The following is a 22901-nucleotide window of genomic DNA, read 5'->3' on the forward strand; positions in this document are numbered from 1 at the left end:
GGACATGGTCGTCCAGATGGACATAGAGTGCGGTCAGAAGGGCGTCCAGGTTTTTGGTCACACATCGATCATGGGCGCCCTTCGCCATGTCCGCGACCGGCCACAAGATTCCCATCAACGATCTAGCCGTCCCCAACAGTGCCACGTCGCGGTAGCCACCGGCGGCGCCAAGCCGTTGCACGTCCGGACCTGGACGTGTGGGGACTGTGGGGCTGTGCTGGACAGGGACATCAAGGCAGCGGGGAACATCGCCCAGGCGGCCGGACTGGCCGCATCAGCCTGTGGAGCTTAGACCGGGGAGCGGAAGTCAATGCTCATGAGGAGTCGATGAGCACCATGGCAGCGCTCTTGGCCTGCTGCTGGGAATCACTGAGAAGCTCGCCGGTGGTAGCCGCCAAGGCCCCCTCCTGGAGCAGGAACAGGCGCCGGGCCACGGTCTCGGCATCGGAGACTCCGGCGGCCACCGTGAGTTGTCGCAGGTAGTCCAGCATCCACCTCTTGTGCGCGGCGATGGCGGCGTGACCGGGATGGGCGGTGCTGGGCAATTCGGCGAGAGCGTTGACGAAACCACACCCACGCGGGTTGTTCCGCTGCCACTGCGCGAGCGCATCAAAGGTCGCGAGCAGCCGCTGGCGGGGCGTGGTGGCGTGGCGCTCGACGAAGTCGATGAGCCAGCCGCGCCAGCGCTCGTCACGACCGCGCAAGTAGGCGGCGATCAGTTCGTCTTTGGAGCCAAAGCAGTCGTAGAGCGTCTTCTTCGTGACCCCGGCCATCCGCGCGATCCCCTCAACGCCAACGGTGTTGATGCCCTCGCTGTAGAACAGCTCCGAGGCGACGTCGAGTACCCGCGCACCCGCGGGTGTCAGGCGTGTTGACATGCTTCCCTCCACCGTCTCCGGGTCGGCCTGTGCCTCCACTTCCACAAAGTATACCTACCGGTGGGTTGACTCAGCATGCACCAAGAGGTAACTATACCGGTAGGTATACAACGTTGACAGCGAAAGGTCATCACTCATGCGTGCCTACGTATTGACGGATTTTGGCGGCCCAGAGGCGGTGGTCTACCGCGAAGTGCCCGATCCCGTTCCTGGCCCTGGCGAGGTCGGCATCCGGGTCAGCGCGGCGGCGTTGAACAACACCGACATCTGGACCCGGCAGGGCGCCTACGGTTCCCAGACCGACAGCGGCGCCACCACCGGCTGGCGCCGCGAACCTCTGGCATTTCCCCGCATCCAGGGCGCCGACGTCGTGGGCTACATCGACCAGGTCGGCAGCGGCGTCCCGGCGGCACGGCTGGGCGAGCGGGTGATCGTCGACCCGATGCTGTACCGCGGCGGCGAACGCGAACTGATCGAGACCGACTATCTGGGCAGCGAGCGCGACGGCGGATTCGCCGAACGGCTCACCGTGCCGGCCGACAACGCTCACCGCATCGACACAACACTGGACGACGCCGAGGTGGCGACGTTTCCCACCGCCTACGCCACCGCCCAGCGCATGCTCAACCGAGCCGCCGTGCGCGCCGGCGAAACGGTGCTGGTCACCGGTGCCTCAGGAGGTGTGGGATCGGCGTTGATCCAGCTTGCCCAGGCGCGCGGCAGCCAAGTCGTGGCTGTGGTGGGTGCGGGCAAGGCCGAACGGGCGCGCGCGCTGGGCGCGGCGGCAACCGTGCCCCGCGACGCCGAGGATCTGGCCACGGCAGTGACCCGGGCCGCCCCCGCGCCAATCGATGTGGTCGCCGATGTGGTCGCCGGAGCCTCGACGGCGAGCCTGCTGGCCGCCCTGCGCCCGTTGGGGCGCTACGTGGTGGCCGGTGCCATGGGCGGGCCGGTCGTCGAGACCGACCTGCGCACCATCTATCTCAAGCAGATCCAGCTCATCGGTTCCTCCTTCGGCACCCACGAGGACTTCGCCGAGGTGGTTGCGGCCATCGAGACGGGAGGGATCGTGCCGCTGCTGGACGGGGTCTACCCGCTGCGCGATCTCCCCCGGGCCCAGGCCGACTTCGCCCGCAAGGACTTTTTCGGCAAGCTCGTGGTGGTGCCCGAGCACAGTGGGCAGGGAGGTGACGATGCTACAGTCGCCGGTTGACCGCCACATCGTCGTCGACGGGGTGCGACTGGCCTACTGCGACCACGGCCACGGCGAGCCGGTGGTGTTCGTGCACGGCACTCCGTCACACACGGTGATCTGGCGCGAGGTACTGCCCCAGGTAAGCCGGGCCGGCTACCGGGTGGTCGGCTACGACCTGCTGGGCTATGGGTATTCCGAGCGGCCGATGAGGCGCGACACCTCGGTGACGGCCCAGGCCGCGCTGCTGGAACAGCTACTGACGAGCTTGGGGATCGGGGAGGTCACCCTCGTAGGACACGACATCGGTGGAGCGGTCGCGCAGATCCTGGCCACCCAAAACCCCGACCGGGTGCGGCGGCTGCTGCTGATCGACACCGTCAGCTACAACTCGTGGCCCTCCCCCACCTGGCGCGCGATCATCGACGAACAGCTCGACGACCATGCCACCATGTCGGCCACAGCGTTCGAGGCGATGCTGACGGAGCAACTAGAGATGACCGTCGTGGACCGGCGCCGCATGAGCCAAGCAGTACGCGAGGCATACCTGGACGTGCACCGCTCGCCCCTGGGCCGGATCTCATTCTTCGAGCACCAGGTGCGCCACTACGACTCGATCCACACTCAACGGCTCACCGCCCTCTTGGGGCGGCTGACCATGCCGGTGCGGCTGCTGTGGGGGGCCGAGGACGCCTGGCAGTCGGTGTCCTACGCGCACCGGCTGGCCGCGGCGATCCCCGGCAGCACTGAACCGGCTGTTGTGGCCGGAGCCGGCCACTTCCTGCCGGAGGAAGCGCCCGACGTCGTCGTAGAGCAGGTTTTGGACCTGCTCGCGGTGGCGGCCGGGACCACCGCCGGCGCCACAGGCCACGGTTGCGAGGGCGCCGGAGTCGAACCGTAGCCGGTGGCAGAGCCGGGGCCGTACCGATTGGCACGGCCCCGGCTCGCTGTTCATGGCCTTCGACGGCGAAAACGAGCCTCCGGCGGGTGCTGGGGGCTTGCGCGCTGGCGTGAACCGGCTAGCGGACCCCCGGCCACCGGCTGCGCCGTGACCTCTCGTGAGCAGAGCGCTACCACAAGCACCGAGCTCGCTGGGCCGCCTCACGGGTTTCCAGCCGCCACGGAAATCGTGATCGCGTCGAAAAATTTGCTTATTGGTCGACCTCTCTCGATATCCCGTGTTCTCGGGATCCACAACAGCACCTCGTTAAAGGGATATTAGAGCCAATGACCGACCGGAGGGATCGAGCGACAAGACACTAAACGTCCCTACAGCAAACCACGGCGGTCCACGAAAGCTGGACGATAAAGATGAATGTTCTGGTACAGAAATTCGGTGGAAATTCGCTTGCCGAGCCCGAGCAGGTGAGGCAGGTCGCCGAACTCATCGAGCGACGTTGGGCCGACGGTGACTCGCCGGTGGTCGTGGTCTCGGCCCAGGGCGACACGACCGACGAGCTTTTGGCGATGGCCGGCGGGTTCGGTGCCGACAACGCGCGCGAACTCGACCAACTGCTCTCGACCGGTGAAACTGCCTCGGCGGCTGTTATGGCCCTGGCCCTGTCGGCGCGGGGCGTGCCCGCTGTCTCGCTGGCCGGCCAGCAAGTGGGGATATCCACGGTGGGAGCCCCAGGGGCGAGCACCATATCCGGGGTGGACCCGGAGCGCATCCTGTCCCACCTGCAGCAGCGAAGCGTGGTCGTCGTGGCGGGCTTTCAAGGCGTCGACGGCTCCGGGGACCTGCGCACGCTGGGCCGGGGTGGTTCCGACACCACGGCGGTGGCGCTGGCGGTGGCGTTGGGGGCACCGGTGTGTGAGATCTACACCGACGTCAACGGAGTCCACACCGCTGATCCCAGGGTGGTGGCCAACGCCGCGGTACTGCCGTCCGTCCCCCCGGAGGTCATGAGCGAAATGGCCGTCTCCGGCGCTCGGGTGCTGCATTCAAGGGCCGTGGAACTGGCGGCGGCCAACGAAATCACGATTTCAGTGAAAAACTTTTCCAACTCTGCCCCTGGGACGATTGTCCCAGGGCGGAGGGAGTCCATATTGGAAGACCACGGTTTCATTTTCGCCGTGACTCACCTTCCCCATACCCCGCAAATAATCGTTCGCGGTGGTGAGCACGGAAAAGATCTCGGAGAGATCCTCCTTGAACTGTTGTCCGAACGTTTCGTTCCGGTAGATTTCATCGCCTGGTCGGCCGGCGGAGCAGGCGAGATGAGCACGGGGGTCACCGTTCACCATGACTGGCTACCGGCGGCGGAGAAGGTGCTGAGCGAGGCGGCAGGGCGGCTGGGCATCGACTACTGGGTCAACACCGAACTGGCGACGGTCTCGCTGGTGGGAACGGGACTGCTGAACCGGCCGGGCCACATCTCGCGGATGCTGCGCACCCTAGCTCGCTTGGGCATCGCCGCCGAGGGGGTGACGGTGACGCAGTCGCGCGCCTCCGTATTGGTGGCGCAAAAGCGGGTGGCCCAGGCCACGGCCGCGATCCACGAGGAGTTCGGACTGGACAGCACCGACAGCGCCATGACCTCGATGGCCGCGACCTGACAAAGGGGCCCCAGATGATCACATACCAACCCTCGGCGGCCAAGCTCCGCCTGTTGCGGCTGTACCACCACGATGACAGCCGGCTGTTCGTGGTCCCGCTGGACCACTCCGTGAGCGATGGGCCAGCGTTCGCCGGACACGGTCTCGATCCGCTGATCGGCCAGTTGGTCAGCAACGGTGTCGACGCGATCGTGCTGCACAAGGGGCGCATCAGGCATGTGCACCCCCGCTGGTTCACCAAAGCCTCCCTGATCGTGCACCTGAGCGCGAGTACGCGGCACGCCGTCGACCCGGACGCCAAGTATCTGGTGGCCAGCGTGGAAAGCGCCCTGCGCCTGGGCGCCGACGCGGTCAGCGTCCACGTCAACCTGGGCTCGCGCGAGGAGTCGCAGCAGATCGCCGACCTGGGGGCGGTGGCTGACGCATGCGCGCAGTGGAACCTGCCGCTGCTGGCGATGATGTATCCGCGCGGGCCCGAGATCTCCAACCCGCACGACCCCGAGCTGCTGGCCCACGCGCTGTCGCTGGCCACCGACATGGGCGCCGACATCGTGAAGATCCCGGCGCCCCAGAGCGGTGAGGAGATGGCCGATCTGGTGCGGGAGTGCGCGATACCGGTGCTGGGAGCCGGTGGCGCACCCAGGAACGACACGGCCGGTGTGATGTCGTATGTCTCAACACTGCTCACGGCGGGCGCGACCGGGGTGGCGATGGGACGCAATGTCTTCGGGGCGCCCAATCCGGGGTTGATGGCGCGCCGCGTGGCTGACCTGGTCCACTCCCCCATCCCCCGACTGCGCTCGCCGCGTTCTGCCGCGGAGCTCACCGGCAGCGCCGAGCTGAGCCGGCGTAACTGAGGCCTCTGCCGCACCCGCCCGCGTGAGGACGCTGGTGCCCCCGACCCCCTGCCCCCGTCTGGGACCGAACAAGGAGAACAGATGAAACTGTGCTGGCTGGACCTACGCGAGAGCCCGGAGGCCAAGACGGCCATACTGGAGGAGGCGATCCACCAACGTATCGACGGGGTGGTCGCCGCTGACCCCGCCGCGCTGGAGGGGCTGCCTCCGACGGTCACCAAGGTGCTCTTTCCCCAGGAGAGCGAGCTTCCCACGGACTTCGGGCCAGCCCAGGTCGTCATCGTGGACCCCGCCGTCCACGGCGAGCCCGCCGTACTGGCCGAGAAGCACCCCGATGCCGATGTGGAGTTCGGGCGCTACGTCGACATCTTCGACGCCGAGACGCTGGAGCATGCCTGCGAGTCGGCGCGCACGGAGCGGTGGAGCGTGCTGCGTTTCCGTGACCCAACCAAGATCCCGCTGGAGATCGTGATCGCCGCCGCCGCGCGCGCCGACGGCAGCATCATCACCGAGGTCGCCGACGTCAAGGAGGCCGAGATCGTCTTCGGCGTGCTTGAACTGGGATCCGACGGTGTGCTGATGGCGCCGCAGGCGGTGGGCGAGGCCACGGCGCTGAAGGCGGCCTCGCTGGCCACCGACGGCAAGCTCGACCTGGTGGAACTGGAGGTGACCGCGACCGAACACGTGGGCATGGGAGAGCGTGCCTGCGTCGACACCTGCAGCCACTTCCGCGAGGACGAGGGCATCCTGGTCGGCTCGCACTCCAAGGGCATGATCCTATGCGTCAGCGAGACCCACCCCCTGCCCTACATGCCCACCCGCCCCTTCCGGGTGAACGCGGGGGCGATCCACTCCTACACGCTCTCCGGTGGCGAGCGCACGCGCTACCTCAGCGAGCTGACCACCAACAGCAAGGTGTTGGCGGTCGACACCCAGGGCCGCACCCGGCAGGTGGTCGTCGGCCGGGTCAAGATCGAGTCGCGCCCGCTGATCTCGATCGACGCCGTGGCCCCCGACGGGCGCAGTGTCAACCTGATCTTGCAGGACGACTGGCACGTGCGCGTGCTCGGTCCCGGCGCCGCAGTGCTCAATAGCACGGAGCTGCGCCCGGGCGATCGGGTGCTGGGCTACCTGCCCACCGAGGACCGCCACGTGGGCTACCCGATCAACGAGTTCTGCCTGGAGAAGTAGCGACACCCCTCGGGGCCGCACGGCGTCGTCGTGCGGCCCCGGTTCTTTGTGGACTCGCCGGACCCTAGATCGTTGATGGGGTTGTTGGGCGCCTGGGTCAGTGGTCGTAGGCGGTCAGGGACCGCTTGGCGGGAGCGCCGCTCAGCCGGTTGTGCCAGATCGCGGCGTTGAGCGCGCAGACGCGCTGGCACGCCCGGGCCCCAGGCCCTCGGTGGTGCGGGCGGCGTGGCGCTCCAGGTCGAGCTGGTTCTTCAAGGTCCAGATGATGGCTTCGATGCGCTGGCACAGCCAGCCCGGGAACGCAGGGGCGTCGGGCTCGCCATCGCGGGGCGGGCGGATGAGCATATGGCCTAACCGGGTTATGGCCGCCTCGATGCCGGCCCCGGCGAAGCCTTTGTCGCACCCGATCGGGCCGGGCTCGGGGGCGCAGTCCTGGACGTGCAGCAGATGCAGGGCCTGTTTGCATTCGTCGAGTTCTGTGGGATGGGCCAGGCTGAAGGCACACGCCGCCCCTTCAGCGGTGGTGATGAGCATCAGCGTGGCGCCCCAGTAGAAGGCGTGGTGGGAGATGTCCCTGCCGTAGCCGGCGATCTCACCCAGCTCGAAGCGCTGCACGATGACCCGCGAGGCGCCGCAGCACAGCGGGGTGGCGCCCATCGGTCGCAGCCGCTCCTGCCAGGTCGGCACCGCCCGGGCCAGCCACATCGCCGCCTGGAACACGGCGGGGGCCAAGGCGCGTAGGTGGCGGTTGTACTCGGACTGACACGGTAGGCGCGGGAAGAGGTGGCCGATCCTACCGGGGGCCAAGCGCAGCCAGCGACGTTCGTCGTCGCGGCGCAGCAGGACTTGGGCCACCGCCACACACACCAGCTCGGCGTCGGTGAGCAGGTGGGGCCGTCCCGGTTTCGGGCGCTGTCGGCCCGCCGGCAGGACGTGGTCGTCCAGATGGACATAGAGTGCAGTCAGAAGGGCGTCCGGGTTGTTGGTCACACATCGATCATGGGCGCTCTTCGCTATGTCCTCACACCGGCCACAAGATTCCCATCAACGATCTAGGCCAGCTCGGCGATGATGACGCTGGTGGGCGAGGGGGTATCCCTGATCTCGCGGATGCGCAGGCCGGCGTCGTGGAACAGCGGGGTAAGCTCGTCCTCGGTACGGATGTGGCCATTGAGGAGCGTAAGCATCACGATGTCCTCGAACTTGCCGAAGTGGGGGGAGTCGTCGGTGGGCGGCACCTCGTCGATCACCAACAGGACGCCGTTGCGGGGCAGGACCTGTGCAACGTTGCGCAGGATCTGCGTCGCGTCCTCATCGTTCCAGTCGTGCAGGGTCCAGGAGATGATGTAGAGGTCGCCTCCGGCGGGGACCGACTCAAGGAAGTCGCCGCCCTCGCAGCGGACGCGGTCGCTGACTCCCGCGCGGCTGACGACCTCCTGAGCCTCGGGGACCACGCGCGGCAGGTCGAAGACCACGGCGCTGAGGTTCCGGTAGCGCTGGGTGAGCAGGGCCACCAGGTGCCCCTGACCGCCGCCGACGTCGACCAGGTGGTCGACGTCGGCGAAGTCGTAGCTGGCCAGCACCTCGGAGTTGATCCTGCGCGACATGGTCCCCATTGCGCGGTTGAACAGGGTCCCCAACTCGGGGTGCGCGGCGAAGTACTCCCACCAACTCATTCCGTGCACGTGGTCGAAGGCCGGCGTTCCGGTGCGTACGCTGTGGCCGACGCCAGCGAAGGCCTGCTGGCGTGCCGGCAGCCCCACATAGCGCGCAAGGTCGCGCATGGAGCCGTCGATATCGCTGCGCAGCGTCTCCGACAGGGCGGTGGCCCCGAAAACGCGAGGCTCGACCTCGGTGAACACGCCGACGCTGGCCAGGGCGCGCATCGCCCGGTAGAGGGCGCCGGGATGGGTGTCGGTGGCCGCCGCCAGGTCGGCGACGCTGCGGGGGCCCAGGGAGACCTGGTCGGCCAGGCCGAGGTCGGCGGCGACGATGAGTAGCTGACTCACCATGGAGCTGTAGAGCATCTCGTACATGCGAACCGCGGGGGATTTGTCGCCCCCGCTCAGGGAGCCCCCGGGCATGTCGGGCGCCTTGGACGGCGTCGAGCGGGGCTGGACCGGTCGGGCGGTCTCGGTCAATGTCGGTCCTCCTGTTGCCTGGGTGGTGTGTCGGGCAGGTGAGCACACGGGCGTGGCGGGTGGGCGGCGCGGACTCCGGTGCGGTGGCCCGCGCCGCCTACCGTGGCCTCACGCCGGCGCGTTCACCTTGGGTGAGTCCACGCCCTCGCCCGTGTCGAGCAGGGCCGTGGCGAAGCGCTCGCGGAGCCGGCGCTTGAGGACCTTGCCGGTGGGGCCGACTGGGAAGTCCTGCTCGTCATGGGCGACCACGGCCCCGCTGAGCCTGGCCAGCCCTTTGGCGGCCAGCGCGCCGTTGAGGGTAGCGAGCAGGTCGCCGGAGTCGTCGCCGGACCCGGGTTCGAGCCGCACGACGGCGAAGGGCACCTGTGCCTCGGAGTCGGGGTCGCGCACCGCGACGATCGAGCAGTCGGCGACACCGGGGCAGCCCAGGACCACCTCCTCCATGGGAAGGCTGTAGACCGGCCCGGTGACGGTGTTGATCACGTCGGGTACGCGGTCCAGGTGGAACACGCGCCCCTCGTGGTCCTGATAGACGATGTCACCGGTCATCCAGTACCCGGCGAACGAGGAGAGAACGGTCTGGGCGGAATTGTTCCAGTATCCGGGGGTCACAGTGGGGGTGCGTACGCCAAGGCGTCCGGGTTGTCCCGGCCCCAACGGGCGGCCCTCCTCGTCGAGGACGACGACCTCCTCGACGATGTCGATGGGGGTGCCCACGCACCGCCCGTAGTCGGTGCTTTCAGGCTCGCTGACCTTGCGGAACAGCGCCATGCCCATCTCCGAGGAGCCCAGGCCGTCGACAAAGCGCGACCCGCGACGGTAGCCGTCACCAGTGGGACGGCTACCGTGGGCGACCAGGGTACGGATGTGGGCCTCGTGAGCGGAGTCGCCGGTGTTGAACCAGGTGTGCACCGAGTCCAGGCCAGCGCCGTCCAGGTCCAACTGGGCCAATTCCACGTAGGTTTGGGGGAAGGCCACGACCACCGTGGGTTCGAAGGAGCGGGCGACTTCACGAACCGCAGCCCCGGAGTGCTGGGCCATTACGAAGGTGGGCAGCCCCAACAAAGTGGCGGTCATCAGGTAACTGATCCCTGCCGAGTGGGACTGCGGCAGCGCCGTGAGCATCCGGTTCTCATCGGCTTGAGGGAATTCGATGAGCCGGCTGCGCTTGCCTAGGAAGAACTGTCGGTGACCGAAGATCGCGGCCTTGGGTGCCCCGGTGGTCCCCGAGGTGTGGCACAGCATAACCGGGTCGGCATCGTCGTGGGGGTAGGGGAACATCGCCGGCAGCGGCGACTGGGCAGTGCGGGTGGTGGGCAGTTGGCCGTGCTCGACCTGGAATCGGGTGCCTTCCGGCGCCGGCCCGTGGGCCTGGAGGGCCGCCAGATGGGTTGGGCTGGCGACGGCGCCGACGGCGCCGATGCGTGCCAGGTACTCGACCGCGATTGCGGGGTTCATACGCCCGTTGACCAGAGCGGGGATCGCCCCCAGCGAGCTGAGTGCGAGATAGTGCAGGAAGTAGTCGATGCCGTCGTCGAGGTAGACACCGACCGGCTCCCCCTTGCGTACCCCCGCCTGGTGGTACCAGGAGGCGTAGGCGTCGCGGATCTCGGTCAGTCGCTGTAGGCTCATGGGCTCGACCCGCTCGGCCGTCCCCCCGGGCCGGTCTGCCCACAGGAACGGCTGCTGCGGCGCCGGATGGAGGTCGCGAACGCGGTCCAAGAAATTGCCCATTCCCAACTGGGTGTCGGCGAACAGTTGTAATCTCACGTTCAGGGGGGTGGCCGCCAGGGCCGAGTACTCACTGCCGCGCGAACTCGGGGTGTCGCTCATGGGCCTCCTTCTCCACAGGTCTCAAGCTGTGGCGCTAGAGGTGCGTCTGAGAGACAGCGGCGGGAGCAGATCGGCTGTCCCGTCCATTCGTCGCCACAGCTAGCAGGACGTGCATCATCGAGAGTGGCCGGTTGGCGACCTTAAGGCATCACGCGTTCGCGCGATCCTGACCGTGATCCTCGTTTTCCCTGGACAGCTACTTGAGAGCGGCCATCGCCGACTCGTCATTGGCCAGAACCCACCTGGTCAGCTCCACTCGGCTGTTCACACCGAGTTTGTTGAAGCTGTGGCGTAGATGGCTGTCGACGGTGTGGGGGGACAGGAACAGCTTGGTGGCCACCTCGCGGTTGGTCAGCCCCTCGGCCACCAGGCGCGCGACGCGAAGCTCGGAGCTGGTCAGGCCACTGACGCCGCCGGGGCCGTCGACCGGTTTCTCCGAGGGGCCTAAGCGGGCGCCACGTCTTTCCAGCTCCCATCTCACGCACTCGGCCTCGCGTTCGGCGCCGCAGGCATCGAAATCGCGTAGGGCGCTCTCCAGCAACCGCACCGTCTCATGGCGGTCGTTGGCGGCCTCCAGCCGCGCGGTGTCGTAGAGCGCCATCGCTCTGGCGAGCACACGGGGGCTGGAACGGTAGGCTTGGACGGCCGCGTGAAGCTTGGTCAGATCCTCGTCGTGGGCCCCTTCAGCGTGGCGGGCGGCCGCGGCGATGGAAGGCACGTCGGGGTTGTGCTCCTCAAGGACCTGGGCGGTGGTCAGCAGGGCCGCGGCGTTGTACGCCGCCCCGACCTGCTTGGTGATCCCGATGATGTGGGCCGCGGCGTGGGGTGCTTTGACCAGCAGGCGCATGCGCAGGTTGTCGCACTCCAGCAGCGCCGACAACGCCGTGTAGGCCCGGTCGGGCTCGCCCTCGGCCTGGGCGAGCATAGCCACCACCCACGTCAGCAGTACCGGCGAGTGCTGCTCGCCGTCTCGCAGCAGCCGTCTGGTGCGCTCGATGTGGTCACGGCAGGCGGCGAGGTCGCCCTGGTGGAGCGCCACCCGCGCCAGCAGCACCAGCAGCCGGACGTTCTGGGCCGAGGTATTCAACTGTTCGGCGACGCGCAGGCCGGCCTCGGCCTCGGCCTTAGCCTCGCACAGCCGTCCGGCCACCAGGCGCAAATCGGCCATATGGTAGTGCCAGAGGGGCTTGGACCACGCGGTGCCCAACCGGTCGGACTGGCCCTGGTCGGTCATGAGCGTCTCCTCAGCCTCCTCTAGCCGGTCGGCGCCGGTCAACACCGCCGAGAGCCAGATCCGGGGGTGGCGGTGACGCTCGTGGCCCCCCGTGTCGTCGGCAATGCGCACCGCCTCCCGGGCGAAGGCCGCCGCAGTGTGCAGCAGTCCCTTCTCGCGGGCCGCCTTGCACCGGCCGGAGTAGCCACAGGCCAGTGCCGAGTCGTCGGCGGTTCGATACGCCTCCTCTATGGCCAGGGTGGCGGCCGTCTCGGCGGCGGTCACCGAGTCGACGCCGGGACTTTGCTCCTCGAGCAGGCCGTGGGCGCGCAAGGCCTGTAGCCGTCCGCGGACGACCTGCTGGATACCGGAGATGGCCAGCGCCTGGTCGGTGTAGCGTAGGACGGCTCGGTAGTCGCCGGTGAGGTAGGAGACGTCGGCCAGCCCCATGAGCAGCGCCCCTTCGTCGATGAGGTGCATACCGGCCTGCAACATCTCCTCGGCGAACTCCTTGGCCTCGCGGATGCGGCCGACGGTGGCCAGCAGTCGCACCGCGTCGGCGACCAGCGCGGGGTTGCGCTTGTGGTCGGCGGGCAGGGTGTGGAAGACGTGGAGGATGAGGTCGGCGGCGGCACCCGGACTCGTCGCTGCCATCTGCTCAACCGCCTGGCACAGCACATTCAGTAACTGCTCGTCGCCTTCGGTGTCGCTGCGCAGTAGATGTAGCGCCGACTCCCCGCTGGGGCGGCCCTCCTTGCGCAGCAACGTCGAGGCCTCGCGGTGCAGGATCTGACGCACGGGTCCGGGGAGGGTGTTGTACATGGCCGAGCGGATCAGGTCGTGACGAAAGGAGAACTCCTCGCCTCGATCGACCAGCACGCCGGCCGTGACGGCCTCGTTGAAGACGGGAAGCGTGTCCACGGGCGACTGGCCGGTAAGGTTGGCGACCTCCTCCACGGTGAAGGGGCGGGCCAAGACGGAGCCGGCCTGCAACAGCCAGCGCGCGGAGTCTGAGAGGTTGTACAGCAACCGGTCGCCCTCCCTGAGGAAGTCCATGGAGAGATCGCCGTCGACCAGGGTGGCCACCCCCTTGTCGATACGCAGGCGGTCGCTGTCGCAGAGCCCGCGGACCAGGTGTTCGACCAAGAAGGGGCTGCCACCACTGCGCGAGGCCAGCTCTAGCAGCTTTTGGTCGGGCTCAGCGCGCAGCAGCACGGAGCACAGTTGGACGATCTGGGGCTCGGAGAGCGGCTCAAGTCGGAGCAACCGGGCCTCTTCGCGCAGCAGCCAGTCGATGGAGCGTTGCGCATAGCCCTGGACGGGTCCGGGGCGGCGAGCCAGCACCCACAGCACCGGGGAGGAACTCAACTCCGGCACGAGAATCCGCATGGCCAACGCGGTGAGCTCGTCAGCCCACTGGGCGTCGTCGAGCACGACGAGCAGCGGGCCGTTGCCCAGCATGGCTTCCAGCCGTTCCCTGAACTGTTCGACGATCTTCAAGCCCTCAAGGCCAGCGATCTCGGTGTCGGACCAGCGGGCGCCGCAGGGAAAACTGCGCAGCGTGGCCATCGGCGCGACATGGTCGAGCTCGGTGGCGTATCCGGAGGCTTTCGCCACCTGTCGCTGGTTCGCATAGGCTGTGATCTCCTCCAGCAGGCGAGTTTTGCCCAGACCAGGGGCGCCCTCGAGGATCACACACCCCCCAATGCCTTCCTTGAGCCTGTCAATGTCGCACCGCAGCTCGGCCACGACGTCCTCTCTACCGATCATGGGGAACTTCGACGGACATTCAACCATTTGGATCTCCCAAAGAGAACACGCTCTCCAGCAATATGCAACGCAATTCTATTTTGGCCATCCGCTCCCCCTGAAACCGATAGCCCCGACTTAATTTACCCACAAGGAAAACAGGCACAGAAAGAATTGGATCATGTCGTCGGGCGCCCCGGAGTTCCACTCTTAAGCACCGACACTGATCGTACATTTCCATATAGAGAAAAATCGAAAAGATCATGTATGGCTTACATCACACTGACACAACCAGGGATAATAGGACATCCGAAAAATGAAAGCCCACCAATCAATCTTCGGATTCTCCGACCAATCAAGCCTCAACCTCCGAAAGGCAGACACGGTTTCACGTCGTGTGACCAGCAATCTCAGCGCCGCGTCGTCCCTACATCGGACCACCGGGCCAGCGTCGCCAGAACTCGAAACCAGCCGACCAAAATAACGGACGATCGCGCGGGACCAATCACCCGAAAAGCCGCTGGGGACGTGCATGCTAAAAATGCCGCCCCGCAATCATGCGAGGCGGCTTAGAGAACGGAATTAACTGTTAAGCGTATTTCGCCAATCTACCCAGAGATCGCAACAGGAAGTCAGCTATCAAAAAGGTTGAGCCCTATAACACCGAGGATGATCAGAGCAATGAAACTCAGCCGTTGCCACGACACCGGCTCACCCAACGCGATCATGCCGACAATCGCCACACCCACGGTTCCGATCCCCACCCAGGCGGCATAGGCGGTTCCCACAGGAAGGCTCTTTAGAGCCACCGACAGCAAACCAAGGCTGACCATCGCTACCCCGATGCCGGTGGCCGCCCAACCGATCCGGGTCAGTCCTTCGGCCTGCTTCAGTGCCAGGGACCACACGATCTCAAGTAGGCCAGCGATGACGAGAATGAGCCAGGCCATAACCATGCATCCTTACAGGAACGAGACTGCCGGTGAACGTCTGGCTCTCCCGTGCCGCAGAACCGGTGGGGAGATCGTGGTCATGCCGTGACACCGCCGTCGACGGTGATGGTGGTGCCGGTGATGTAGCGTCCGGACTCGCCAGCGAGGTGAGCCACCGTGGCGGCGATGTCCTCGGGGGAGCCGTAGCGGCCCAGGGCGGTCAGCGCGCGCTCCTCGTCAGAGCCCTCACCGTCGGCCGGGTTCATGTCGGTGTCGGTGGAACCGGGATGGACCACGTTGGCGGTGATTCCCCGTGGACCGAGGTCGCGGGCGAGCCCCTTGGTGAAGCCCACCAGCGCGGACTTGCTCAGCGAGTAGAGGCTGATGCCGGGGGCCGGCACCCGCTCCACCAGGCTGCTGCCGATGCTGATAATCCGACCGCCCTCACCCATGTGGCCCACTGCGGCCCGGACCGCGGCGAAGACCGCGCGGACGTGGATGGCCGTGGTGTTCTCGAAGTCCTCAAGGGTCAGTTCGTCAATGGGACCGTAGGGGAAGATCCCCGCGTTGTTGACCAGGATGTCGAGGCGGCCGAATTCGGCGACGGTCTGCTCCACCGCCGCGGTGACCGCCTCGGCATCGGCGACGTCGACCTGCAGCGCGACCGTGCGGCGCCCGATCTGCTTGATCTGGTCGACGACGCCGTACGCCCGCTCGGGCGAGGTGTTGTACGTCAGAGCGACGTCGGCGCCGTCATTGGCCAGACGCTGGGCGATCGCAGCTCCGATGCCCCGGCTGCCTCCGGTGACAAGCGCTACTTTTCCTTCGAGGGGGGCCATCACAACTCCATTTAAGTATCGAACGACACATAATTGCTACCATCGAAGGAACATACTGTCAAGATGAGGAGGTGAGAGTGGCATGCCGCGACGAGGACGCCCGCGACGTTTCGACCGTGACAGAGCGTTACGGATCGCCATGGAGTTGTTCTGGGAACACGGCTACGAGGGCACCTCGCTGAGCCTGCTCACCGAGTCGATGGGGATCACATCCACCAGCCTGTACGCGGCGTTCGGCTCCAAGGAGGAACTGTTCCGCGAAGCTGTCGAGCTGTACAACTCCGCCGACGACCTGATGAGCGACCGCGCTCTGAACCGCTATCCCACCGCGAAGCGGGCGATCGAAGCGCTGCTGCGCGAGAACGCCGACGCCTACACCGACCCCAGCACTCCACGGGGATGTATGGTCGTGCTGGCCGCGACCAACGTCACCACGGCCAACAAGAGCGTGCACGACTACCTCGCCCACTGCCGCAAGAACGACTACGCGGTGGTGCGGGCACGGTTGAACCGCGGCGTGGCCGAAGGGGATCTCCCGCCCACGACCGATACCGCCGCGATGGCCGCGTTCTATCTCACCGTCTTGCACGGACTGTCGATCCAGGCCCGTGACGGCTGCTCCAACGCGGCGGCCCACGCGATCATCGACCGCGCCATGCTGGCATGGGAGGCGACCTGTGCCAACGGCAGCGGATAGCTCACGCTGCGCCTCAGGCCCGCTGTCGGGGTGAGCGGCCGACGCCTCACCTCGCCCTGCCAGCCGGCGTGAGGGGTACGAGTTGGGGCGGAGCCGGCCATCGTCCCCGGGACGCCGCGCGGCGTCCCGGGGACAAGACCATCGGGCTAGACCGCCTCGATGCCGTATTTCTCCTGGGCCACCTGCATGGAGCGCTCGACGTCGGTCTTGAACTGGCTGGGGGGTGGTGGAGCCTGGCCTGCGACCACCTCGGTTCCCACCTCCAGGAAGAAGTCCTCGAACCCGCTGGGTGAGAAGAGCATCAACATCCGGGCCGGCTTGTCGGAGACGTTGGTGAAGCGGTGGGCCGAGCCCCGCGGCAGAAACAGGAAAGAGCCGGCCTCGGCCAGGAACGTACGGTCGACGTCCACGATCTCCAGGGTGCCCTCGAGGACGTAGAACATCTCGTCCTCGTTTTGGTGGATATGCAGCGGTGGGCCGCTGCCGGCCGGAACCTCGGCCTCCATCACGCCGATCGTGCCGTCGGTGTCCTGGGTGCCCACCTTCAGGGTGTAGCGATCGCCGCTGAAGGCCCACACGCTGGGCCCCTCGCCGGGAGCGACATGGATCGCTCTTCTCACCTTGTCCGTAGCGCTCATCAGTGGCTCCTCCATAGCAAGTCGCCTGCGGTGAATGTTTGATCTCAAGCAGTATCCAACTGCATCCCCACAAGACATCACGCTTTTCAGCGATATTGCACCGAGAAACCATCCATGAGGCCAGCGTGGTCATCACTGACGTTTCCGCCGCAACAAGATCAGCGCCACGAAAAGATCACAATGGACCGGCTCTGCCAAACGAGGGGAGCAGATAAATGGGAAACGCGCTTCTTCCGACCCGCTCTCTCCTCGGAGTCGCCAAACGTGACCGGCGTTTTCTTCGACCAGGGCCGTCGGCTGCCAGCCGAGGGCACGTGATGGCGCTTTTACCGCGAATACGCGATACGCGGTCGGGACCGAGACGGACACGATTGGTACCGCGTCTTCGCGCTTTCCCGATGAATGGCTCGCTGGAGCGCGGCAGCGGGCCCAGATCCGGCCCTCGGGGATCAGTAGCGCACGAGCACCAGTTTTCGGGACCGCCCCAACGAGCGGTCATCGATAGATGGAGGATTTCGTATGGGTAAGGTAACGCGTCGGGATATGCTGACATGGTCGGCATTGGCAGGTGGTGCGGCGGCCACCGGTTCGCAGCTCGATTGGGGGCTCACCTCTTCGGAGGCCTTTGCGCACAGCGCTGAGAAACCGGAGTTCACCGTCCGGCGAGGAGACATCCGTTTCCCAGGGCTGACGCGGGGACAGAACCAGCGTTTCGTCAGCAACCCCGATGCCGTTCACCTGCCCACCTCCACCGATCAGGTGGTCACGGCGGTCCAAAAGGCCGTCAGCAAGGGCAAACGGATCACGGTACGCAGTGGCGGCCACTGCTACGAGAACTTCGTCGACAACTCCGATGTCGACATCATCATCGACATGAGCCAGTTGACCAAGATCGAAGAGGACGGCCGACACAACGCGATCATGGTCGAGGCTGGAGCCTCCCTGGGCGAGGTCTACTACAACCTGTACAAGCGCTGGGGAGTGACCCTGCCGGGAGGCTCGTGCTACCCGGTGGGCTCGGGAGGGCACGTGGCCGGCAGTGGCTACGGCGGTCTCAGCCGCGAGCACGGTCTCATCAGCGATCACCTCTACGCCGTCGAGGTCGTCGTAGTCGACGAGCGTGGCCACGCCCGCGCGATCGTGGCCACGCGTGAGGACCACGACCGCGCCCGCGACCTGTGGTGGGCCCACACCGGAGGCGGGGGTGGCAACTTCGGGGTCGTCACCCGCTACTGGTTCCGCTCCCCCGGGGTGAGAACCTCCGACCCCAGCGAGATGCTCCCGGCTCCGCCGGCGGAGGCATGGATTCACCGTTCGCAATGGGCCTGGAAGGACATGTCCCTGGAGCGCTTCAGCAAGGTGATGAGCAACTACGGCAGGTGGCTGGAGCGCAACAGCTCTCCCGACAGCGACTACACCGGCCTGTTCTCCCGCCTGGAGCTAACCACGCAGCCCTCAGGGGCCTTCCACATGGTCGTGCAGATGGACGCGGACAAGCCCGACGCCGAAGGACTGCTCAACAGGTTCCTGGCCGCGGTCAACGACGGAGTCGGCGTGGAGCCCACGGTCACCGAGCACCGCAAGCTCCCCTGGCTACACGCGAGCGGCTGGCCGGGAATGTGGGCGAGCAACCCCACCGACCGCTACAAGTACAAGTCGAGCTACCATCGCACCTCCTTCACCGAGTCCCAGATTCGCGCGTTCTACGAGCAACTGACCACCACCGACTACAGCCAGCCCCCCTTCGTCGTCTCGATCGCCTCCCACGGGGGGGAGGTGAACGCGCTGTCGTCCTCGGAGACAGCCAACCCGCACCGCGACTCGGTGATGCTGCTGTTGTGGGGAGCAGCCTGGCAAAACGCCGACCAGGACGACCTGCACATCGGCTGGCACCAGCGGTTCTACCAGGCGGTCTACGCCGACACGGGAGGGGTTCCCGTCCCCAACGACGTCACGGATGGCTGCTTCATCAACTACTGCGACATCGACCTCAACGACCCCGACCAGAACACCTCCGGCGTCCCCTGGCACGACCTCTACTACAAGGAGAACTACGCCCGGCTCCAACGCGTGAAGCGCCGCTGGGACCCCCGCAACGTCTTCCACCACGAGCAGTCGATTCAACTCCCCAGCTCGTGATCCCCGTGAGAGCGGTGTCGCCGTAGGGGTCGCGGAGATACCGCACCAAGTGAACCCGAACCCGGCCGACCCCGCGCGGGGTCGGCCGGGGCAGCACTATTGGCGGGCCACCCGCGACACGGCCTCGGGCCGGTCCCGCCCAAACTCCCCTGTCTTCGGGAGGACGCCCCGCCGGGGGCGCCAGCCCAGTCGACTGCGCGCCACGCTGCTGTCCACGCGGTGGGAGGGCATGTCGGGGGGCAGGTCGGGATCGTAGACCGGCGGCGGGGCTCCCTCAAGGCGGGCCAGCCGTTGGAGGTAGTCGCCGACCTGGACGGGGGTGTCGGCGACGTTGCAGATCTGGCCCGCCAGGCCCTGCTCCACGGCTGCGACCACGGCGTCGGCGAAGTCGGCGACGTGGACCAACGCCAGGAACGAGCTGCCGTCGCCAGGGATGGGCAGCGCGCCTTGGGCCAGCCGTTGCCGTTGGACGTCCTGTAGCGTGCCCGGTCCCACGAACCTGGCGGCGCGCAAGATAGTCCAGGCGACCTCGGCGGGCGGTACCCGCGAGACCACCGACTCCAGCTCGGCGATCGGACGCACCACCGCCTCCCGGGCCGGGTCGGTGTCGAAGGCGGCGTCCTCACCGATCCAAGAGTGGCCGCCATCGGCGTAGGCCATCGTGATGCTCATCTGCACCAGCCGGGACACGCCGGCGCTTCGCAGCCCCTCGACGAGGCGGCGGGTGCCCTCGCGACGAATCCGGGTGTTCTCCTCCCACGCGCCTGGAGCCGAGAAATCCCGGGGCATGCTGGTGGCCATGTTGACCACGCAGTCGTGGCCCGCCAGCAGCGACACCAGGTCGAGGTCGTCGTCGAGCAGGCCCCTCCGCACCTTGGTCACCCCGTCGGGCAGTTGTTCCAGCCGATCCGGCGCCATCACGGTGACCTCGTGGCCGCGTTTTCCCAGCAGTGGAACCACCTCACGGCCGAGAACCCCCGTGGCACCGATCGCGAACACGCGCATGAGCTCCCGCCCTCCTTTCTCGCCATGTGTTCGGGTTTGTGCACCGTGGCCAGGGCTCAACCCACGGGTTGGAACGCGGCACTGACCTCAGCGGCGAAGTCAGCGAAGTAGCAGGGGGACCTGCCGGTGATGCGCTGGACCGTGGAGGTGAGCAGTTGGGCCTCACCGGCCCGGATGGTGGAATAGAGTCCCAGCCGCGCTTCGATCGCCCAGGCGGGGGTGCCGGCGGCGCGCATGTTGTCGGCGCTCACGGTCGGGGCGACGTCGACGTAGCGCACCTTCCTGCCGCTGGCGGCCGAGAGGTGCTCGGCGATGTCGTCGTAGCTGAGGGCCTGCGGGCCGGTAAGGTCGTAGGCGCCGCGCACCCCGTCCCAGTCCAGGAGGGCGCGTACCGCCACGGCGGCTATGTCGCGGGCGTCGATCATGCTGATCCGAGCATCACCCATGGGTAGCTCGATCGTGCCGTTGCGGGCGACCATACCGCGCCACTGCATCACGTTCTGCATGAAGGCGTTGGGGCGCAGGATGGCGTAGGACAGGCCGGACTCGCGCACTGCCCTGTCGGATCGGCCGTGCTCGCTGTGGATTCGCACCGCCGATTCGGGATCGGCGCCCAGCGCCGAGAGCTTCACGCCGCGCTCGACCCCAGCGTCGAGCGCGGCGTTGAGCAGGGACTCGTGCAGTAGGTCTTGGCGGGGTCGCAGCGGGGTCAACAGCAGCAGGGCGCGAACCCCGGATAGGGCGGAGCGCAATGCAGCGGGGTCGTCGAGGTCGACGGCGACGCGGGTGGAACGGGTGGGAGGTCGCGCAGTCGATCCGGGACGGACGAGAGCACGGGGGTGGTGCCCCAGCGAGGCCAGCTCCGCGACGACGGCCGCACCCACTGTCCCTGTAGCCCCCGTCACCGCGATCTCGTCCGGCCTGGCTTCGTGGAGCAGGCGCTGGCTCACGGCGCTCATGCCTCGACCAGCGCGTGCTCGGTGGCCTCGGCAAGGACAGCGGGAAGGCGGTCGTGGTGCGCGCAGTCGGCCAGGGCCTCGCCCAGCACAGGGGCCAGCTTGAACAGGTTGTGCCCGGTAACCGCGGTCACGCCCGGGGTGTGCCACACACCGAAGGCGTCGCTGCCGCCGGGGAGCTTGCTCATGACGCACACTCGCACCCCGACCGGCTCGGGCACCAGCCCGGGAAGCGCCTTGCGGACATAGTTCGACAGCCGCCGCGCATGGGACTCCATCTCGGTACCGCTGGGCAGCCCGGCGTTCATGGGGACGTCGACGCTGGCGCCGATCAAACCGACGACGTAGGTGCCCGAGGAACCGATCACGGACCCGTACACGGTCTCGCCGAATTCCCCGGAACGGTCCACCCAACACGGCAGGGGCGCGTCCTTGAACTCCTCGCGCACTGGGAAGTGCGGACGGACGTGCAGGGCACAGTCTAGCGGGATGTCGATCCCGGCCCCCGCGGCCAGGTGGGGGGTGGCGGTACCGGCACAGATGAGGACGTGACGCGCCCGGTAGATGGCGTCGGCCGTTTGCAGCTCCACGCCTTCCCCATCGTCGGGAACCGAGACACCGTGCACGTGTGCCTGGACGATGTGCTCACCGGCCCAGTTCGTGAGCATCTCGATCGTACGACGCGCCCGGATCGCCCCCGCGTCGGGGTCGACGAGCAGCGGCCCCGAGGTGGGAGAGAGGGAACCAAAGACCGTACCGGCCTCGCTGCCGTCGACCCAGTGGTGCGCGACGCTGTGGCGGCGCATCCCCTCGGCGTCGACCTCCTCCATTCCGGCGTAGACGGCTCCCTCGGGGCCGATGAGGGTGCGGCCACAGCGTTTCTCCCATTCCCGCCAGCCGGTCAGCGCCTCCGCCGCGAGCCGCACGACGGCCTCGTTGTCGTGCCTGTGGCGGAAAGTCCGGGTCAGTCCGCCGGATTGACCCTGCCCGGGTTCGCGGCCTTCGAAGCAGACGACATCGACACCCTGGCGCAGCAGCGCGTCGGTGGCCGCCAGACCGAGAACGCCAGCTCCGATAACGGCGACGTCGATGGAGTGTCGTAGACCTGTCGCGCCCGTCAATCCCGATCCGGTGGAACCGCCGGTGTCCATCGTGTCCATCAAGTGCCTCCAACACAGGTAGCACATGCAGCCGGCAACGCGGTGGCCGTTGGGCCCCGACGCCGTACGCGGCACTGCAAACGTAAAGACGATTACTGGTCTCCGAGTCTGCTGCGAATCCCAGGGAGCGCACGTCCCGTGTTCGCGTGATCCCTGAGCGTTTCGGAGGTCTCCCTCGCACGCGCTGTGGCGCGGGGCTCCATGGGCCCGACAACCCGACAACAGATGGCGCCTCGGCCGGTGTCCGGTGGGCGGGCCGAGTGCCGAGGCTGCGGGGCGTGGGCCGCACCGCCGCGAGCAGGCCGCCCCGGAGCGCGGGCGCACCTTCGCCCGACACGCGGATGCGCGATGCCAGCCCTCACAGGCCGGAATCGCGCGAAAGCGCGATACTGTCAAGGCCCGTTCATCGGCAAGGGTGGAACGCGTCTCGGACGTGGCGGCTTCGCCGCACGAAGCCGTACACGTCGTCGATTCCGCAAGCCAAGGGAGCTGTTGACATGGCTCAGAACGTGAACGTGGTCGGCCCCGACTTCCTCACCCTCCAGGTTCGGGACCTGGAACGCTCCAAGCAGTTCTACACCGACCTGGTCGGTTTCCACACTGTTCCCACCAAAGTGCCCAACGCCGCGGTTCTGGGCAGCCAACCGATCCGGGTCGCCCTGCGGCAGGCCACCGACGACCTCGACGCCGCCAGCAAGGTCGGGTGGGGTGTCGTGATCTGGATCAAGTCCGAAGACCCCGACAAGCTCGCTGGAAAGCTCGCCGACCATGACGTCCCCATCGTGAAGCCGCTGTGCGACGGCTCGTGTGGCCGCGAGTTCATATTCGAGGACCCCGACGGCTATCGGATCACCATCTACGAGGGCCAGCCCGACTAAGGCGGCACACCCGCGCGGTGGCGCCCCGGCCGAGGCCGGGACGC

At 67.2% G+C, this 22901-nt stretch carries 20 protein-coding genes and 1 pseudogene; 9 read left to right on the forward strand and 12 right to left on the reverse strand.

The window, feature by feature from the left end; translation table 11 throughout:
• The coding region (locus ABD848_RS23555) for a hypothetical protein (protein WP_344976984.1) at positions 1–181 on the reverse strand (181 nt) is incomplete at its 3' end.
• Between ABD848_RS23555 and ABD848_RS23560 the strand changes: the two genes are divergently transcribed.
• Entirely contained in the window at positions 176–292 is a 117-nt protein-coding gene (locus tag ABD848_RS23560; RefSeq protein ID WP_425567680.1) for a zinc ribbon domain-containing protein, read from the forward strand. The genes ABD848_RS23555 and ABD848_RS23560 overlap by 6 nt on opposite strands.
• 22 nt (positions 293–314) lie before the next feature.
• On the opposite strand, the gene ABD848_RS23565 is transcribed toward ABD848_RS23560, so the two are convergent.
• Positions 315–878: a TetR/AcrR family transcriptional regulator gene (locus tag ABD848_RS23565; protein WP_344976910.1), complete on the reverse strand. Its 564-nt coding sequence runs from the start codon at positions 876–878 to the stop codon at positions 315–317.
• 136 nt (positions 879–1014) lie between these two features.
• Here ABD848_RS23565 and ABD848_RS23570 point away from each other — a divergent pair, with 136 nt between their 5' ends.
• The 5 genes from ABD848_RS23570 to ABD848_RS23590 all read left to right on the forward strand — a co-directional run bounded on the left by ABD848_RS23570 (position 1015) and on the right by ABD848_RS23590 (position 6677).
• Positions 1015–2091 (forward strand): alcohol dehydrogenase family protein, encoded by a 1077-nt coding sequence (locus ABD848_RS23570; RefSeq protein WP_344976913.1) that lies wholly within the window; start codon positions 1015–1017, stop codon positions 2089–2091.
• Complete coding sequence (locus tag ABD848_RS23575) at positions 2072–2971, forward strand: alpha/beta fold hydrolase (RefSeq protein WP_344976916.1); 900 nt, start codon at positions 2072–2074, stop codon at positions 2969–2971. Before ABD848_RS23570 ends, ABD848_RS23575 begins: the two co-directional genes overlap by 20 nt.
• A gap of 410 nt (positions 2972–3381) precedes the next feature.
• Complete coding sequence (locus ABD848_RS23580) at positions 3382–4629, forward strand: aspartate kinase (protein WP_344976919.1); 1248 nt, start codon at positions 3382–3384, stop codon at positions 4627–4629.
• Between the two features lie 14 nt (positions 4630–4643).
• Positions 4644–5486 (forward strand): 2-amino-3,7-dideoxy-D-threo-hept-6-ulosonate synthase, encoded by an 843-nt coding sequence (locus ABD848_RS23585; protein ID WP_344976922.1) that lies wholly within the window; start codon positions 4644–4646, stop codon positions 5484–5486.
• A gap of 81 nt (positions 5487–5567) precedes the next feature.
• Positions 5568–6677 (forward strand): 3-dehydroquinate synthase II, encoded by a 1110-nt coding sequence (locus tag ABD848_RS23590; protein WP_344976924.1) that lies wholly within the window; start codon positions 5568–5570, stop codon positions 6675–6677.
• Positions 6678–6774: 97 nt separating this feature from the next.
• On the opposite strand, the pseudogene ABD848_RS23595 reads toward ABD848_RS23590, so the two are convergent.
• The 6 genes and pseudogenes from ABD848_RS23595 to ABD848_RS23620 form a co-directional block, all read right to left on the reverse strand.
• A pseudogene (locus ABD848_RS23595) lies at positions 6775–7667 on the reverse strand (transposase family protein).
• Positions 7668–7729: 62 nt separating this feature from the next.
• A complete protein-coding gene (locus tag ABD848_RS23600; protein ID WP_344976929.1) occupies positions 7730–8818 on the reverse strand; it encodes a methyltransferase in 1089 nt (362 codons plus the stop codon).
• Between the two features lie 108 nt (positions 8819–8926).
• Positions 8927–10651, reverse strand: coding sequence for a class I adenylate-forming enzyme family protein (locus ABD848_RS23605; protein WP_344976932.1), 1725 nt, complete (start codon positions 10649–10651; stop codon positions 8927–8929).
• Positions 10652–10847: 196 nt separating this feature from the next.
• On the reverse strand, positions 10848–13661 hold the full coding sequence (locus ABD848_RS23610) for a helix-turn-helix transcriptional regulator (RefSeq protein ID WP_344976935.1): 2814 nt from the start codon (positions 13659–13661) through the stop codon (positions 10848–10850).
• Positions 13662–14245: 584 nt separating this feature from the next.
• On the reverse strand, positions 14246–14563 hold the full coding sequence (locus ABD848_RS23615; protein ID WP_344976938.1) for a DMT family transporter: 318 nt from the start codon (positions 14561–14563) through the stop codon (positions 14246–14248).
• Between the two features lie 80 nt (positions 14564–14643).
• Positions 14644–15384: an SDR family NAD(P)-dependent oxidoreductase gene (locus ABD848_RS23620; RefSeq protein WP_344976941.1), complete on the reverse strand. Its 741-nt coding sequence runs from the start codon at positions 15382–15384 to the stop codon at positions 14644–14646.
• 82 nt (positions 15385–15466) lie between these two features.
• Between ABD848_RS23620 and ABD848_RS23625 the strand changes: the two genes are divergently transcribed.
• Entirely contained in the window at positions 15467–16081 is a 615-nt protein-coding gene (locus ABD848_RS23625) for a TetR/AcrR family transcriptional regulator (RefSeq protein WP_344976944.1), read from the forward strand.
• 146 nt (positions 16082–16227) lie between these two features.
• Here the strand turns inward: ABD848_RS23625 and ABD848_RS23630 are convergent, their stop codons facing one another.
• Positions 16228–16719: a cupin domain-containing protein gene (locus ABD848_RS23630; protein WP_344976947.1), complete on the reverse strand. Its 492-nt coding sequence runs from the start codon at positions 16717–16719 to the stop codon at positions 16228–16230.
• Between the two features lie 543 nt (positions 16720–17262).
• Here ABD848_RS23630 and ABD848_RS23635 point away from each other — a divergent pair.
• The gene (locus tag ABD848_RS23635; RefSeq protein ID WP_344976950.1) at positions 17263–18858 is read left to right on the forward strand and encodes an FAD-binding oxidoreductase; all 1596 of its coding nucleotides are present in this window, start codon (positions 17263–17265) and stop codon (positions 18856–18858) included.
• A 96-nt stretch (positions 18859–18954) separates the two neighbouring features.
• Here ABD848_RS23635 and ABD848_RS23640 read toward each other — a convergent pair whose 3' ends face one another.
• The 3 genes from ABD848_RS23640 to ABD848_RS23650 are packed head-to-tail and all read right to left on the reverse strand — an operon-like array spanning position 18955 to position 21979.
• A complete protein-coding gene (locus ABD848_RS23640; RefSeq protein ID WP_344976953.1) occupies positions 18955–19863 on the reverse strand; it encodes an NAD-dependent epimerase/dehydratase family protein in 909 nt (302 codons plus the stop codon).
• A 56-nt stretch (positions 19864–19919) separates the two neighbouring features.
• A complete protein-coding gene (locus tag ABD848_RS23645; RefSeq protein ID WP_344976956.1) occupies positions 19920–20822 on the reverse strand; it encodes an NmrA family NAD(P)-binding protein in 903 nt (300 codons plus the stop codon).
• Entirely contained in the window at positions 20819–21979 is a 1161-nt protein-coding gene (locus tag ABD848_RS23650; RefSeq protein WP_344976959.1) for an NAD(P)/FAD-dependent oxidoreductase, read from the reverse strand. The genes ABD848_RS23645 and ABD848_RS23650 overlap by 4 nt, the downstream gene beginning before the upstream one ends.
• A 497-nt stretch (positions 21980–22476) precedes the next feature.
• Between ABD848_RS23650 and ABD848_RS23655 the strand changes: the two genes are divergently transcribed.
• The gene (locus ABD848_RS23655; RefSeq protein ID WP_344976962.1) at positions 22477–22857 is read left to right on the forward strand and encodes a VOC family protein; all 381 of its coding nucleotides are present in this window, start codon (positions 22477–22479) and stop codon (positions 22855–22857) included.
• Positions 22858–22901 lie beyond the last annotated feature (44 nt).

It is taken from the genome of Salinactinospora qingdaonensis, assembly GCF_039539445.1.
Taxonomy (GTDB): Bacteria; Actinomycetota; Actinomycetes; order Streptosporangiales; family Streptosporangiaceae; genus Salinactinospora; species Salinactinospora qingdaonensis.

Excerpts from the sequence above, each read along its gene's own strand:
- ABD848_RS23615 (WP_344976938.1), bottom strand. The coding sequence starts at position 14,563 with ATGGCCTGGCTCATTCTCGTCATCGCTGGCCTACTTGAGATCGTGTGG.
- ABD848_RS23565 (WP_344976910.1), bottom strand. The coding sequence starts at position 878 with ATGTCAACACGCCTGACACCCGCGGGTGCGCGGGTACTCGACGTCGCC.
- ABD848_RS23585 (WP_344976922.1), top strand. The coding sequence starts at position 4,644 with ATGATCACATACCAACCCTCGGCGGCCAAGCTCCGCCTGTTGCGGCTG.
- ABD848_RS23650 (WP_344976959.1), bottom strand. The coding sequence starts at position 21,979 with ATGGACACGATGGACACCGGCGGTTCCACCGGATCGGGATTGACGGGC.
- ABD848_RS23575 (WP_344976916.1), top strand. The coding sequence starts at position 2,072 with ATGCTACAGTCGCCGGTTGACCGCCACATCGTCGTCGACGGGGTGCGA.
- ABD848_RS23610 (WP_344976935.1), bottom strand. The coding sequence starts at position 13,661 with ATGGTTGAATGTCCGTCGAAGTTCCCCATGATCGGTAGAGAGGACGTC.
- ABD848_RS23580 (WP_344976919.1), top strand. The coding sequence starts at position 3,382 with ATGAATGTTCTGGTACAGAAATTCGGTGGAAATTCGCTTGCCGAGCCC.
- ABD848_RS23630 (WP_344976947.1), bottom strand. The coding sequence starts at position 16,719 with ATGAGCGCTACGGACAAGGTGAGAAGAGCGATCCATGTCGCTCCCGGC.
- ABD848_RS23635 (WP_344976950.1), top strand. The coding sequence starts at position 17,263 with ATGCTGACATGGTCGGCATTGGCAGGTGGTGCGGCGGCCACCGGTTCG.
- ABD848_RS23605 (WP_344976932.1), bottom strand. The coding sequence starts at position 10,651 with ATGAGCGACACCCCGAGTTCGCGCGGCAGTGAGTACTCGGCCCTGGCG.
- ABD848_RS23620 (WP_344976941.1), bottom strand. The coding sequence starts at position 15,384 with ATGGCCCCCCTCGAAGGAAAAGTAGCGCTTGTCACCGGAGGCAGCCGG.
- ABD848_RS23590 (WP_344976924.1), top strand. The coding sequence starts at position 5,568 with ATGAAACTGTGCTGGCTGGACCTACGCGAGAGCCCGGAGGCCAAGACG.
- ABD848_RS23625 (WP_344976944.1), top strand. The coding sequence starts at position 15,467 with ATGCCGCGACGAGGACGCCCGCGACGTTTCGACCGTGACAGAGCGTTA.
- ABD848_RS23570 (WP_344976913.1), top strand. The coding sequence starts at position 1,015 with ATGCGTGCCTACGTATTGACGGATTTTGGCGGCCCAGAGGCGGTGGTC.
- ABD848_RS23645 (WP_344976956.1), bottom strand. The coding sequence starts at position 20,822 with ATGAGCGCCGTGAGCCAGCGCCTGCTCCACGAAGCCAGGCCGGACGAG.
- ABD848_RS23640 (WP_344976953.1), bottom strand. The coding sequence starts at position 19,863 with ATGCGCGTGTTCGCGATCGGTGCCACGGGGGTTCTCGGCCGTGAGGTG.
- ABD848_RS23655 (WP_344976962.1), top strand. The coding sequence starts at position 22,477 with ATGGCTCAGAACGTGAACGTGGTCGGCCCCGACTTCCTCACCCTCCAG.